Annotated in this window: 12 protein-coding genes; 11 read left to right on the top strand and 1 reads right to left on the bottom strand. The window is 50.9% G+C overall.

What is annotated here, in order from left to right:
- Positions 1 to 2 precede the first annotated feature (2 nt).
- From atpA to phoU, 11 genes are all read left to right on the top strand, one after another.
- A complete protein-coding gene (atpA, locus tag OGX95_RS15515) occupies positions 3 to 1544 on the top strand; it encodes a F0F1 ATP synthase subunit alpha (protein ID WP_003827026.1) in 1542 nt (513 codons plus the stop codon).
- Positions 1545 to 1594: 50 nt separating this feature from the next.
- Entirely contained in the window at positions 1595 to 2458 is an 864-nt protein-coding gene (gene atpG, locus OGX95_RS15510; protein WP_005121458.1) for a F0F1 ATP synthase subunit gamma, read from the top strand.
- A 26-nt stretch (positions 2459 to 2484) separates the two neighbouring features.
- A complete protein-coding gene (gene atpD / locus OGX95_RS15505; protein ID WP_003023806.1) occupies positions 2485 to 3867 on the top strand; it encodes a F0F1 ATP synthase subunit beta in 1383 nt (460 codons plus the stop codon).
- Between the two features lie 20 nt (positions 3868 to 3887).
- Entirely contained in the window at positions 3888 to 4307 is a 420-nt protein-coding gene (locus tag OGX95_RS15500) for a F0F1 ATP synthase subunit epsilon (protein ID WP_005121460.1), read from the top strand.
- A 657-nt stretch (positions 4308 to 4964) separates the two neighbouring features.
- A complete protein-coding gene (gene glmU, locus OGX95_RS15495) occupies positions 4965 to 6335 on the top strand; it encodes a bifunctional UDP-N-acetylglucosamine diphosphorylase/glucosamine-1-phosphate N-acetyltransferase GlmU (protein ID WP_271442714.1) in 1371 nt (456 codons plus the stop codon).
- Between the two features lie 314 nt (positions 6336 to 6649).
- Entirely contained in the window at positions 6650 to 8479 is a 1830-nt protein-coding gene (gene glmS / locus OGX95_RS15490; protein ID WP_286630064.1) for a glutamine--fructose-6-phosphate transaminase (isomerizing), read from the top strand.
- 334 nt (positions 8480 to 8813) lie between these two features.
- Entirely contained in the window at positions 8814 to 9854 is a 1041-nt protein-coding gene (pstS, locus tag OGX95_RS15485; protein ID WP_005121464.1) for a phosphate ABC transporter substrate-binding protein PstS, read from the top strand.
- 128 nt (positions 9855 to 9982) lie between these two features.
- Positions 9983 to 10942 carry a phosphate ABC transporter permease PstC gene (gene pstC, locus OGX95_RS15480; RefSeq protein ID WP_048213782.1) on the top strand — a complete coding sequence of 320 codons (960 nt, stop codon included), beginning with the start codon at positions 9983 to 9985 and terminating at the stop codon, positions 10940 to 10942.
- Positions 10942 to 11832: a phosphate ABC transporter permease PstA gene (gene pstA / locus OGX95_RS15475; RefSeq protein WP_286630063.1), complete on the top strand. Its 891-nt coding sequence runs from the start codon at positions 10942 to 10944 to the stop codon at positions 11830 to 11832. Before pstC ends, pstA begins: the two co-directional genes overlap by 1 nt.
- A gap of 51 nt (positions 11833 to 11883) precedes the next feature.
- The gene (pstB, locus tag OGX95_RS15470; RefSeq protein ID WP_003023821.1) at positions 11884 to 12657 is read left to right on the top strand and encodes a phosphate ABC transporter ATP-binding protein PstB; all 774 of its coding nucleotides are present in this window, start codon (positions 11884 to 11886) and stop codon (positions 12655 to 12657) included.
- Positions 12658 to 12681: 24 nt separating this feature from the next.
- Positions 12682 to 13407: a phosphate signaling complex protein PhoU gene (phoU, locus tag OGX95_RS15465; protein ID WP_006687755.1), complete on the top strand. Its 726-nt coding sequence runs from the start codon at positions 12682 to 12684 to the stop codon at positions 13405 to 13407.
- Positions 13408 to 13491: 84 nt separating this feature from the next.
- Here phoU and yieH read toward each other — a convergent pair whose 3' ends face one another.
- The gene (gene yieH, locus OGX95_RS15460) at positions 13492 to 14157 is read right to left on the bottom strand and encodes a 6-phosphogluconate phosphatase (RefSeq protein WP_286630062.1); all 666 of its coding nucleotides are present in this window, start codon (positions 14155 to 14157) and stop codon (positions 13492 to 13494) included.
- Positions 14158 to 14290 lie beyond the last annotated feature (133 nt).

Raw genomic sequence — 14290 nt, 5'->3', positions numbered from 1 at the left:
GCATGCAACTGAATTCCACCGAAATCAGCGAACTGATCAAGCAGCGCATTGCTCAGTTCAGTGTTGTGAGTGAAGCTCACAATGAAGGTACTATTGTTTCTGTAAGTGACGGTGTTATCCGCATCCACGGTCTTGCTGACTGTATGCAGGGGGAAATGATCTCTCTGCCGGGTAACCGTTACGCTATCGCACTGAACCTGGAGCGCGACTCCGTAGGTGCAGTTGTGATGGGTCCATACGCTGACCTCGCCGAAGGCATGAAGGTTAAGTGTACGGGTCGTATTCTGGAAGTTCCGGTTGGCCGTGGCCTGCTGGGTCGTGTGGTGAACACTCTGGGTTCCCCAATTGACGGTAAAGGTCCGGTTGATAACGATGGCTTTTCGCCAATCGAAGTTATCGCGCCAGGCGTAATCGAACGTCAGTCCGTCGATCAGCCGGTACAGACCGGTTATAAATCCGTTGATGCCATGATCCCAATCGGTCGTGGCCAGCGTGAGTTGATCATCGGTGACCGTCAGACCGGTAAAACCGCGATGGCAATCGATGCCATCATCAACCAGCGTGACTCCGGCATCAAATGTGTGTACGTGGCTATCGGCCAGAAAGCGTCCACCATTTCTAACGTGGTTCGTAAACTGGAAGAACATGGCGCACTGTCCAACACCATCGTTGTTGTGGCGACCGCGTCTGAATCTGCTGCACTGCAATACCTGGCGCCTTATGCCGGTTGCGCAATGGGCGAATACTTCCGTGACCGCGGTGAAGATGCACTGATCGTTTATGATGACCTGTCCAAACAGGCTGTTGCTTACCGTCAGGTTTCCCTGCTGCTCCGTCGTCCACCAGGACGTGAAGCATTCCCGGGCGACGTATTTTACCTCCACTCCCGTCTGCTGGAACGCGCATCCCGCGTTAACGCGGAATACGTTGAGAAATTCACCAATGGTGAAGTCAAAGGTAAAACTGGCTCCCTGACCGCTCTGCCGATTATCGAAACCCAGGCGGGTGACGTTTCTGCGTTCGTTCCGACCAACGTAATTTCCATTACCGATGGTCAGATCTTCCTGGAAACCAACCTGTTCAACTCCGGTATTCGTCCGGCAGTTAACCCGGGTATCTCCGTATCCCGTGTAGGTGGTGCCGCGCAGACCAAGATCATCAAGAAACTGTCCGGCGGTATCCGTACCGCTCTGGCACAGTATCGTGAACTGGCAGCGTTTTCTCAGTTCGCTTCCGACCTTGATGAAGCTACGCGTAAGCAGCTGAGCCACGGTCAGAAAGTAACTGAACTGCTGAAGCAGAAACAGTATGCCCCAATGTCTGTTGCACAGCAGGGTGTGGTGCTGTTTGCGGCTGAACGCGGTTACCTCGAAGATGTGGAACTGGCGAAAATCGGTAGCTTCGAAGCCGCTCTGCTGGCTTACGTTGACCGTGATCACGCTCCGCTGATGCAAGAGATTAACCAGTCCGGTGGCTATAACGATGAAATCGAAGGCAAGCTGAAAGCTATCCTCGATTCCTTCAAAGCAACCCAGTCCTGGTAACGTCTGGCGGTCTGTCTTAGGGCGGACCGCAAGGCATTGAGGAGAAGCTCATGGCCGGCGCAAAAGAGATACGTAGTAAGATCGCAAGCGTCCAGAACACGCAGAAGATCACTAAAGCGATGGAGATGGTCGCCGCTTCCAAAATGCGTAAATCGCAGGATCGCATGGCGGCCAGCCGTCCTTATGCAGAGACCATGCGCAAAGTGATTGGTCACCTTGCGAATGGTAATCTGGAATATAAGCACCCTTACCTGGAAGAACGCGACGTTAAGCGCGTGGGCTACCTGGTGGTGTCGACCGACCGTGGTCTGTGCGGTGGCTTGAACATTAACCTGTTTAAAAAGCTGCTGGCGGATATGAAAACATGGTCCGATAAAGGCGTTCAGTGCGACATCGCAATGATCGGCTCTAAGGGCGTGTCTTTCTTTAATTCCGTAGGCGGTAACGTGGTTGCTCAGGTAACCGGTATGGGGGACAACCCTTCCCTGTCCGAACTGATCGGCCCGGTTAAAGTGATGCTGCAGGCCTACGATGAAGGTCGTCTGGACAGACTGTACGTTGTCAGCAACAAATTTATTAACACCATGTCTCAGGTTCCAACTCTCACTCAGCTGCTGCCTTTACCGGCTTCAGAAGATGAAGAGTTAAAACAAAAAGCCTGGGATTACCTGTATGAACCAGACCCGAAACCGCTGCTGGATACTCTGCTGCGTCGTTACGTTGAATCTCAGGTTTATCAGGGCGTGGTAGAAAACCTGGCCAGCGAGCAGGCCGCACGTATGGTGGCGATGAAAGCCGCGACCGACAATGGCGGCAGCCTGATTAAAGAGCTGCAGTTGGTATACAACAAAGCTCGTCAGGCCAGCATTACTCAGGAACTCACCGAAATCGTCGGTGGTGCATCCGCGGTATAACCAGGTTAATTCGTAGAGGATTCAAGATGGCTACTGGAAAAATTGTCCAGGTAATCGGCGCCGTGGTTGACGTCGAATTCCCTCAGGATGCCGTACCGCGCGTGTACGATGCTCTTGAGGTTATGAATGGTAAAGAGAGCCTGGTGCTGGAAGTTCAGCAGCAGCTCGGCGGCGGTATCGTACGTACCATCGCCATGGGTTCTTCCGACGGTCTGCGTCGTGGTCTGGAAGTTAAAGACCTCGAGCACCCGATCGAAGTCCCGGTAGGTAAAGCAACGCTGGGTCGTATCATGAACGTTCTGGGTCACCCGATCGACATGAAAGGCGATATCGGTGAAGAAGAGCGTTGGGCTATCCACCGCGCAGCACCTTCCTATGAAGAGCTGTCCAGCTCTCAGGAACTGCTGGAAACCGGCATCAAAGTTATCGACCTGATGTGTCCGTTCGCGAAGGGCGGTAAAGTGGGTCTGTTCGGTGGTGCGGGTGTAGGTAAAACCGTAAACATGATGGAGCTTATTCGTAACATCGCGATCGAGCACTCCGGTTACTCTGTGTTTGCGGGTGTGGGTGAACGTACTCGTGAGGGTAACGACTTCTACCACGAAATGACCGACTCCAATGTTCTGGATAAAGTATCCCTGGTTTATGGCCAGATGAACGAGCCGCCGGGAAACCGTCTGCGCGTTGCGCTGACCGGTCTGACCATGGCTGAGAAATTCCGTGACGAAGGTCGTGACGTACTGCTGTTCGTCGATAACATCTATCGTTACACCCTGGCCGGTACGGAAGTATCCGCACTGCTGGGTCGTATGCCATCAGCGGTAGGTTACCAGCCGACCCTGGCGGAAGAGATGGGTGTTCTGCAGGAACGTATCACTTCTACTAAAACCGGTTCTATCACCTCCGTTCAGGCGGTATACGTACCTGCGGATGACTTGACTGACCCATCCCCAGCAACCACCTTTGCTCACCTTGATGCAACCGTGGTACTGAGCCGTCAGATCGCGTCTCTGGGTATTTACCCGGCAGTTGATCCGCTGGACTCCACCAGCCGTCAGCTGGATCCGCTGGTTGTAGGTCAGGAACACTATGATACTGCGCGTGGCGTACAGTCCCTGCTGCAGCGTTATCAGGAACTGAAAGACATCATCGCCATCCTGGGTATGGATGAGCTGTCTGAAGAAGATAAACTGGTGGTAGCTCGTGCGCGTAAGATCCAGCGCTTCCTGTCCCAGCCGTTCTTCGTTGCGGAAGTATTCACCGGTTCTCCGGGTAAATACGTTTCCCTGAAAGACACCATCCGTGGCTTTAAAGGCATCATGGAAGGCGAATACGACCACCTGCCAGAGCAGGCGTTCTACATGGTTGGTTCTATCGACGAAGCCGTAGAAAAAGCCAAAAAACTTTAACGCCTTAATCGGAGGGTGATATGGCAATGACTTACCACCTGGACGTCGTCAGCGCAGAGCAACAAATGTTCTCTGGTCTGGTCGAAAAAATCCAGGTAACGGGTAGTGAAGGTGAACTGGGTATTTTCCCGGGTCACGCACCGCTGCTCACCGCCATTAAGCCTGGTATGATCCGCATCGTTAAACAGTTCGGTCATGAAGAGTTTATCTATCTGTCCGGCGGCATTCTTGAAGTGCAGCCTGGCAACGTGACCGTACTGGCTGATACCGCGATTCGCGGGCAGGATCTCGATGAAGCGAGAGCCCTGGAAGCGAAACGTAAGGCTGAAGAGCATATTAAGAGCTCTCATGGTGACGTGGATTACGCTCAGGCATCTGCGGAACTGGCCAAAGCGATCGCCAAACTGCGCGTTATCGAGTTGACCAAAAAAGCGATGTAACACCGGCTTGAAAATACGAAAACCAGTCTGCTAGCAGGCTGGTTTTTTTTTGCCTGTGTTTTAACTATTTTGAAACTGAAAAAGTGTTTTGATTTTATGTGATCTGTGTCACATAAATATTGATCGATTAAAAAATGAAGCGTAGACTTGTTTTTGTGATTTATGTCACATAATTAAATCGGATAAAAACAGGATACCAACATGAAATTATTCAATAAAATCATCGCCCTTTTCAGCAGTATGGACGTTTAACCATACCTGTCTGCTATGTGGCGCGATGCTTCCATCGTTGAGAGCAAGCGCCATCTATTGTTAGCCCCATACTCTCTTGTTTGTGCACTCCTCCTCTCCCCAATTTTTGTCTTCTCTATTTTTCTACTTGTTACTGAATCATATATAAAAATCGTGCTTTGCTTACCCAATTCTTTATTCATGGGGCAAAAAAATAGCAAAAACATTAACCTAAGGCTTTAATAAGAGCATGCTCCTGGTTTTTGGGAGACAAAAGGCGCCGATATAGTCGAAAATAGCGAGTTAATAGTTAGGGATTTTCCCCTATTGAACGTTTTATCTTCGGCCCATTTCATGATGAAAAAAATGTAGTATTTTCAATGTGAAAGGGTATAAATTCGTTCTTAAATGACAGTCAGGATGTGTATGTTGAATAATGCTATGAGCGTCGTGATCCTTGCCGCAGGCAAAGGTACACGTATGTATTCCGATCTTCCAAAAGTGCTTCACACTCTCGCAGGAAAAGCGATGGTGCAGCATGTTATTGATGCCGCTAATGAATTAGGCGCAACGCATGTGCACCTGGTCTACGGGCATGGTGGTGATTTGCTTCAGCAGACGTTGAAAGATGGCAATCTGAACTGGGTTCTGCAGGCAGAGCAGTTGGGAACCGGTCATGCAATGCAGCAGGCTGCACCGTTCTTTGGTGATGACGAAGACATTTTAATGCTATATGGCGATGTACCGTTAATTTCCACCGAAACGTTACGGCGCCTGCGCGATGCTAAGCCTCAGGGTGGTATTGGCTTATTAACAGTAAAACTGGACGACCCAACCGGCTATGGGCGCATTACGCGTGATAACGGCAAAGTTACTGGCATCGTTGAGCACAAAGATGCGACCGACGAGCAACGCCAGATCCAGGAAATTAACACTGGCATCCTGATTGCCAATGGCGCTGATATGAAGCGCTGGTTGTCTAAACTGACCAACAATAACGTGCAGGGTGAATATTACATCACCGATATCATTGCGATGGCGTACCAGGAAGGTCGTGAAATTGCTGCGGTACATCCGGCACGTATTAGCGAAACCGAAGGGGTGAATAACCGTCTTCAGTTATCCCGTCTTGAACGTGTCTATCAGTCCGAACAAGCAGAGAAACTGCTGTTAGCAGGCGTTATGTTGCGCGATCCAGCACGTTTTGATCTTCGCGGTTCGCTTATTCACGGGCGCGATGTTGAAATTGATACTAACGTTATCATTGAAGGCAACGTAACCCTTGGCGATCGCGTTAAAATTGGTACTGGCTGCATTATCAAAAATAGCGTGATTGGCGATGGCTGTGAACTTAGCCCGTACAGCGTGGTGGAAGATGCCCATCTGGAAGCGGCCTGTACTATCGGGCCTTTTGCGCGTCTGCGCCCAGGCGCTGAACTGCTGGAAGGTGCGCACGTGGGTAACTTCGTCGAAATGAAAAAAGCGCGTCTGGGTAAAGGTTCTAAAGCGGGTCATCTGACGTATCTCGGTGATGCTGAAATTGGCGATAACGTGAATATCGGCGCGGGTACGATTACCTGTAACTACGATGGCGCTAATAAGTTTAAAACTATTATTGGCGATGATGTTTTTGTCGGTTCTGATACTCAGCTGGTGGCTCCTGTCACCGTGGGTAAAGGCGCGACGATCGCCGCCGGAACCACAGTGACGCGTAATATCGCTGATAACGAGCTGGTATTAAGTCGTGTACCTCAGGTCCATAAGCAGGGCTGGCAGCGTCCGGTGAAGAAAAAGTAATCATTTTTGCTGGATGGCGTATACGTTTATCCGGCAGATGAGGGATGAGGAGGTAAATATATATCTCCCGCCCACATGCAGTACCTATAAAAATAACCCCACTCTCTACAAGGCTCGGGGAGCCCGGAATACGGGTATTACCCAAAGTATTTCGCGCTGTAGCAAGGCGGCAAACTTGGGAATCTACGGGAGCTTACTAAAGTAAGTGACCGTAGTGAGCAGGTGTAGCCAACGCAGCTGCGGAGTGAAAGACGAAGGGTAAACAGGTTGACCGACAACGACAGGCATAATGCCTAAATTCGGAATCAAAAAATATGTGTGGAATTGTTGGCGCTATCGCGCAGCGTGATGTAGCTGAAATCCTTCTCGAAGGTTTACGTCGTCTGGAATATCGTGGTTATGACTCAGCCGGCCTGGCTGTTGTTGATGCTGAAGGTAACATGACCCGTCTGCGTCGACTGGGTAAAGTGCAGATGCTGACTGCCGCTGCGGAAGAACATCCGTTACACGGTGGTACGGGTATCGCTCACACCCGCTGGGCAACTCATGGCGAACCTTCAGAAGCAAACGCGCATCCGCATGTTTCTGAACACATTGTGGTGGTGCATAACGGCATCATCGAAAACCATGAACCGCTGCGTGAAATGTTGAAAGCGCGTGGTTACACCTTCGTATCTGAAACGGATACCGAAGTGATTGCTCACCTGGTGCACTGGGAGCTGGAACAGGGAGGGACGCTGCGTGAAGCGGTACTGCGTACTATTCCGCAACTCCGTGGTGCATACGGTACAGTGATCATGGATACCCGTAATCCTGAAACACTGCTGGCGGCTCGTTCTGGTAGCCCGCTGGTTATCGGTCTGGGCATGGGTGAAAACTTTATCGCTTCCGACCAGCTGGCGCTGCTGCCAGTTACCCGTCGTTTTATCTTCCTGGAAGAAGGCGATATCGCCGAAGTAACGCGTCGTTCAGTTTCTATTTTTGACAAGACTGGCGCAGAAGTAAAACGTCAGGATATTGAATCCAATCTGCAATATGACGCGGGCGAAAAAGGTATTTATCGCCACTACATGCAGAAAGAGATCTATGAGCAACCGAATGCGATTAAAAATACGCTGACCGGGCGTATCAGTCATGGCGAAGTGGATTTAAGTGAGCTTGGCCCTAACGCCAACGCGTTGCTGTCGCAGGTTGAGCATATCCAGATTATTGCCTGCGGTACGTCATACAACTCAGGCATGGTATCCCGTTACTGGTTTGAGTCGCTGGCCGGCATTTCCTGTGATGTGGAAATTGCTTCTGAGTTCCGTTATCGCAAATCCGCTGTGCGTCGTAACAGTTTAATGATTACCCTGTCCCAATCTGGTGAAACGGCGGATACCCTGGCGGGTCTGCGCTTATCTAAGGAGCTGGGCTATCTGGGTTCGCTGGCAATCTGTAACGTTCCTGGCTCTTCTCTGGTACGTGAATCTGACCTGGCGATAATGACAAATGCCGGGACCGAAATCGGCGTGGCCTCAACGAAAGCATTTACCACCCAGCTGACTGTTCTGTTAATGCTGGTGGCGAAGCTGTCTCGTCTGAAAGGTCTGGATGCGTCTATTGAACAAGAGGTTGTTCACGGGTTACAGGCGCTGCCGAGCCGTATTGAGCAGATGCTGTCACAGGACAAGCGTATTGCCGCACTGGCGGAAGACTTCTCTGACAAACACCATGCACTGTTCCTTGGTCGTGGTGATCAGTACCCCATTGCGCTGGAAGGTGCCCTGAAGCTGAAAGAGATTTCTTATATTCACGCAGAAGCGTATGCCGCTGGTGAGCTGAAGCACGGCCCGCTGGCGCTGATTGACGCGGATATGCCGGTTATCGTGGTTGCACCGAACAACGAGTTGCTGGAAAAACTGAAATCCAACATTGAAGAAGTGCGTGCCCGTGGCGGCCAGTTGTACGTCTTTGCCGATCAGGATGCAGGATTTACCAGTAATGAAAATATGCACATCATCGAGATGCCGCATGTGGAAGAGGTGATTGCACCGATTTTCTATACCGTTCCGCTGCAATTGCTGGCGTATCACGTGGCGCTGATTAAAGGTACTGACGTGGACCAGCCGCGTAACCTGGCGAAGTCGGTTACCGTGGAATAAGCGATACCTCGCTGAACTGAAAATGCCCTGCTCAAAGCGGGGCATTTTTTTAAACTTGCTCTGTTTTTAATCAATCATCCCGCCTGTTTTATGTGACAAACCGTCATCTTCAGCTACTGTTTTCTGTGTCATAAAAAGAAAATTTTACCGAAATATGATGGTCATATAATCGATTAACTTGCTGTTTTTGTACTGTTTTTAATTGTTTCTCGCATATTATTTTTCATTGTCATAAAACTGTCATATTTCGTACATTTAACTGTCACCTGTTTGTCCTATTTTGCTCACAGTAGCAACTCAAACAACAATTTACGAAAACCGTGCAGGAGACATTATGAAAGTTATGCGTACCACTGTCGCAACTGTTGTCGCCGCGACCTTATCTATGAGCGCGTTCTCTGCCTTTGCTGCAGCGAGCCTGACAGGTGCTGGTGCAACTTTTCCTGCGCCAGTGTATGCCAAATGGGCTGATACTTATCAGAAAGAGACCGGTAGCAAAGTAAACTACCAGGGTATCGGCTCCTCCGGTGGTGTAAAACAAATTACCGCAAATACTGTCGATTTCGGTGCATCTGATGCGCCGTTATCTGACGAGAAGCTGGCTCAGGAAGGCCTGTTCCAGTTCCCGACAGTGATCGGTGGTGTGGTGCTGGCGGTGAATATCCCTGGCCTGAAGTCCGGTGAGCTGGTGCTTGACGGTAAAACCCTGGGCGATATCTACCTCGGCAAAATTAAGAAGTGGGATGATGAAGCTATCACCAAACTGAACCCAGGTCTGAAGCTGCCTTCTCAGAACATAGCTGTTGTGCGTCGTGCAGATGGTTCCGGTACCTCCTTCGTCTTCACCAGCTACCTGGCGAAAGTGAACGAAGAGTGGAAATCTAAAATTGGCGCAGGCTCTACTGTGAACTGGCCGACCGGTCTGGGCGGTAAAGGTAATGACGGTATCGCTGCGTTCGTACAGCGTCTGCCAGGCTCTATCGGCTACGTTGAGTACGCTTATGCTAAGCAGAACAACCTGGCATACACCAAACTGGTTTCTGCTGATGGCAAACCGGTAAGCCCGACAGAAGAAAACTTTGCCAATGCAGCTAAAGGCGCTGACTGGAGCAAAACCTTCGCTCAGGATCTGACTAACCAGAAAGGTGACAATGCGTGGCCAATCACTTCCACCACCTTCATCCTGGTGCATAAAGAGCAGAAGAAACCAGAGCAAGGCGTTGAAGTACTGAAATTCTTTGACTGGGCATATAAAAATGGCGGCAAACAGGCTAATGACCTGGATTACGCCAGCTTGCCGGACAGCGTGGTTGAGCAGATTCGTGCTGCATGGAAGACCAACGTAAAAGACAGCAGCGGTAAAGCGCTGTACTAACAGGATATTTTTGACGAAGATGGCGGGTGGCGCTGGTGCTTTCCCGCCCTACGGTTCATCCTGTAGGCACGGTAAGCGCCAGCGCCACCGGACATATTCGTAAGACGTCTCAAACAGAAGAGTGATTTATGGCTGCAACCAAGCCTGCTTTTAACCCTCCGGGTAAAAAGGGTGACATGATATTCAGCGCGCTGGTAAAACTGGCTGCGCTGATTGTGCTATTGATGTTGGGTGGCATTATTGTCTCTCTGATCATCTCCTCCTGGCCAAGCATCCAGAAATTTGGTTTCTCATTCCTTTGGACCAAAGACTGGGATGCGCCAAATGATATCTACGGCGCACTGGTACCGATTTACGGTACGCTGGTCACCTCACTTATCGCACTGCTGATCGCCGTTCCGGTGAGTTTCGGCATAGCTTTGTTCCTGACGGAACTTGCACCTGGCTGGCTTAGACGCCCACTGGGTATCGCTATTGAACTGCTGGCAGCGATCCCGAGTATCGTTTACGGCATGTGGGGCCTGTTTATCTTTGCCCCGCTGTTTGCGACTTATTTCCAGGAGCCGGTCGGTAATATTCTTTCCAACATTCCGTTTGTTGGCGCACTGTTTGCTGGCCCGGCATTTGGTATCGGTATTCTGGCTGCTGGTGTGATCCTCGCCATCATGATCATCCCGTACATTGCAGCGGTTATGCGTGATGTGTTCGAGCAAACGCCAGTGCTGATGAAAGAGTCCGCTTACGGTATTGGCTGTACCACCTGGGAAGTTATCTGGCGTATCGTTCTGCCGTTCACTAAAAATGGTGTCATTGGCGGCGTAATGCTGGGTCTTGGCCGCGCGTTGGGTGAAACCATGGCGGTGACCTTTATCATTGGTAACACCTACCAACTCGATAGCGCCTCGCTGTATATGCCGGGCAACAGTATCACCTCTGCGCTGGCGAACGAATTTGCCGAAGCGGAATCTGGTTTGCATGTTGCTGCACTGATGGAACTGGGTCTGATCCTGTTTGTGATCACCTTCATCGTACTGGCAGCGTCTAAGTTCATGATCATGCGCCTTGCGAAAAACGAGGGGGCACGCTAATGGCTACGCTGGAAATGCAAAACACCACCGCACTGGCAGAATCACGCCGTAAAATGCAGGCGCGTCGTCGTCTGAAGAACCGCATCGCGCTGACGCTCTCGATGGCGACGATGGCATTTGGTCTGTTCTGGCTTATCTGGATCCTGATGTCCACGATTACCCGTGGCATTGACGGTATGTCGCTGGCACTGTTCACCGAAATGACCCCGCCGCCAAATACCGCGGGTGGTGGTCTGGCGAACGCGCTTGCCGGGAGTGGGCTGTTGATTCTGTGGGCGACCATATTTGGTACGCCGCTCGGTATTATGGCGGGCATCTACCTGGCGGAATACGGGCGTAAGTCCTGGCTGGCTGAAGTCATCCGCTTTATCAACGATATCCTGCTGTCTGCACCATCGATTGTGGTCGGTCTGTTCGTTTACACCATTGTGGTGGCAAAAATGGAACACTTCTCCGGCTGGGCGGGCGTGATTGCGCTGGCGCTGCTGCAGGTACCTATCGTTATTCGTACCACTGAGAACATGCTCAAACTGGTGCCGGATAGTCTGCGAGAAGCCGCCTATGCGTTGGGGACACCAAAGTGGAAGATGATTTCCGCGATCACCCTGAAGGCGTCTGTGTCGGGCATTATTACCGGTATTCTGCTGGCAATTGCCCGTATTGCAGGTGAAACGGCCCCGCTGCTGTTTACGTCGCTCTCCAACCAGTTCTGGAGCACTGACATGATGCAGCCAATCGCCAACCTGCCTGTCACGATCTTTAAGTTTGCGATGAGCCCATTTGCTGAATGGCAGCAACTGGCCTGGGCCGGGGTACTGATAATCACCCTGTGCGTACTGCTGCTGAACATTCTGGCGCGCGTGATTTTCGCGAAGAAGAAACACGGTTAATTTTTTACGGTGCGGCCAACGATGGCGGCGCTGGATGAGGATGAGATTGAAATGAGTATGGTTGATACTGCCCCAGGTAAGATTCAGGTTCGTGATTTGAACTTCTACTATGGCAAATTCCATGCCCTGAAGAACATCAACCTGGATATTGCGAAGAACCAGGTAACGGCGTTTATCGGGCCGTCAGGCTGTGGTAAATCGACGCTGCTGCGTACCTTCAACAAAATGTTTGAACTGTACCCGGAACAGCGTGCGGAAGGTGAAATCCTGCTGGATGGTGACAACATTCTCACCAACACCCAGGATATCGCGCTGCTGCGTGCCAAAGTAGGAATGGTTTTCCAGAAGCCAACACCGTTTCCGATGTCTATCTACGACAATATCGCGTTTGGCGTGCGTCTGTTTGAGAAGCTTTCTCGTGCCGATATGGATGAGCGTGTGCAGTGGGCGTTGACCAAAGCCGCATTGTGGAATGAAACCAAAGATAAATTACACCAGAGCGGATACTCTCTCTCCGGTGGTCAGCAGCAGCGTTTGTGCATTGCGCGTGGTATCGCCATTCGCCCGGAAGTGCTTCTGCTTGATGAACCGTGTTCAGCGCTTGACCCGATCTCTACCGGGCGTATTGAAGAGCTGATCACTGAGCTGAAAGAGGATTACACCGTCGTTATCGTCACCCACAACATGCAGCAGGCTGCGCGTTGTTCTGACCATACGGCGTTTATGTACCTGGGCGAGTTGATTGAGTTCAGCAACACGGACGATCTGTTCACCAAACCCGCGAAGAAACAAACAGAAGACTACATTACTGGCCGCTACGGTTGATATGCCCGGGCATCTGGAGAAATGATGGATAACCTTAACCTTAATAAACATATTTCCGGTCAGTTCAACGCTGAACTGGAGAGTATTCGTACCCAGGTGATGACCATGGGTGGCATGGTTGAGCAGCAGCTTTCTGACGCGATTACCGCCATGCACAATCAGGACAGCGATCTGGCGAAGCGCGTCATTGAGGGCGATAAAAACGTCAACATGATGGAAGTGGCGATTGATGAAGCCTGCGTGCGTATCATCGCCAAACGTCAGCCGACAGCGAGCGACCTGCGCCTGGTGATGGCGATTATCAAAACCATCGCTGAGCTGGAGCGTATTGGTGACGTCGCGGATAAAATCTGCCGTACTGCGCTGGAGAAATTCTCCCAGCAGCATCAGCCGCTGTTGGTAAGTCTGGAGTCGCTGGGCCGTCACACCGTGCAGATGCTGCACGACGTGTTGGATGCCTTTGCGCGTATGGATCTGGATGAAGCGGTACGTATCTACCGTGAAGATAAGAAAGTCGACCAGGAATATGAAGGCATTGTGCGCCAGCTGATGACCTACATGATGGAAGATCCGCGCACCATTCCAAGCGTGCTGACCGCGCTGTTTTGCGCGCGTTCTATCGAGCGTATCGGTGACCGTTGCCAGAATATCTGCGAATACATTTTCTACTTCGTGAAGGGGCAAGATTTCCGTCACGTGGGTGGGGATGAGCTGGATAAACTGCTGGCGGGTAAAGATCCGAAAGAGTGATGTTTGTGGCGGGAGGCGCTGACGCTTACCCGCCCTACGAGACATGTCAGCCGGAAAAGCGGTAACGCCATCCGGCTTTGTTTTTTAGCGGGTAATATCCCAACCCCGCGCTTTCCACAATTCCGGCAACTGTGCCAAATCGGTAAAGGTCGTCACTTTAGGATGGTCGATTGGCTTGTTGTGCGGATCGGCGCAGAAGTAAAAAACCTCCATTCCCGCAGCAATCCCCGCCTGAGCACCCGCACTGGAGTCATCGACCAGGATACAGTTCTCAACGTTGACGTTCATCGCTTTCGCCGCATGGAACATCATTGCCGGGTCGGGCTTCCAGCGCTGAATATCGTAACCGCTGAACAGTAAATCAGGAAAATGATGCAACATGCCCAGCTTACCCAATGAATGCTGCATTTTGCTGACCGGACCATTAGACACCACGCACATTGGCACAGCCATGCTGTCCAGCAGCGTGTTCGCACCAGCAATGACTTCCAGCTCGGTATCGAACAGACGTGCGACCTCAGCGCGGTAAACCGGTTCTAACTCGGCTTTTGCCAGTTCGACACCGTGTTCTTCGTTAATAATGTCGATGATTTCGTAGAGCTTTACCCCCTTGAAGCGTTTAAACGTCTCTTCAAGATCGAGCGTAATGCCGAACGCCTGGAACATGCTGACATACGCGCGAGAACAAATTACTTCACTGTCGACAAGGGTACCGTCACAGTCAAAAAATACGGCTTCTATCTGGGACATGTCATTTCCATTTTAACAAGTTTAACGTTTTCGTAATGCATAATGGGGGGACGCAATCGTTGCCGTATAAGCAAAATCAATGAAAAAAGTTGCTCATAACCCAACCCTATTGTCGCATTTTGGTATAGGATAG

This window comes from Citrobacter sp. Cu233, from assembly GCF_030332225.1.
In the GTDB taxonomy this organism is placed as follows: Bacteria; Pseudomonadota; Gammaproteobacteria; order Enterobacterales; family Enterobacteriaceae; genus Citrobacter.
Note: the sequence above shows the minus strand (reverse complement) of the source record. Positions and strands in the feature narration are given on the sequence as shown.

Coding starts and splice junctions, on each gene's coding strand:
- atpD (WP_003023806.1), top strand. CDS start 2,485: ATGGCTACTGGAAAAATTGTCCAGGTAATCGGCGCCGTGGTTGACGTC.
- pstA (WP_286630063.1), top strand. CDS start 10,942: ATGGCTACGCTGGAAATGCAAAACACCACCGCACTGGCAGAATCACGC.
- yieH (WP_286630062.1), bottom strand. CDS start 14,157: ATGTCCCAGATAGAAGCCGTATTTTTTGACTGTGACGGTACCCTTGTC.
- glmS (WP_286630064.1), top strand. CDS start 6,650: ATGTGTGGAATTGTTGGCGCTATCGCGCAGCGTGATGTAGCTGAAATC.
- atpG (WP_005121458.1), top strand. CDS start 1,595: ATGGCCGGCGCAAAAGAGATACGTAGTAAGATCGCAAGCGTCCAGAAC.
- phoU (WP_006687755.1), top strand. CDS start 12,682: ATGGATAACCTTAACCTTAATAAACATATTTCCGGTCAGTTCAACGCT.
- OGX95_RS15500 (WP_005121460.1), top strand. CDS start 3,888: ATGGCAATGACTTACCACCTGGACGTCGTCAGCGCAGAGCAACAAATG.
- glmU (WP_271442714.1), top strand. CDS start 4,965: ATGTTGAATAATGCTATGAGCGTCGTGATCCTTGCCGCAGGCAAAGGT.
- atpA (WP_003827026.1), top strand. CDS start 3: ATGCAACTGAATTCCACCGAAATCAGCGAACTGATCAAGCAGCGCATT.
- pstB (WP_003023821.1), top strand. CDS start 11,884: ATGAGTATGGTTGATACTGCCCCAGGTAAGATTCAGGTTCGTGATTTG.
- pstC (WP_048213782.1), top strand. CDS start 9,983: ATGGCTGCAACCAAGCCTGCTTTTAACCCTCCGGGTAAAAAGGGTGAC.
- pstS (WP_005121464.1), top strand. CDS start 8,814: ATGAAAGTTATGCGTACCACTGTCGCAACTGTTGTCGCCGCGACCTTA.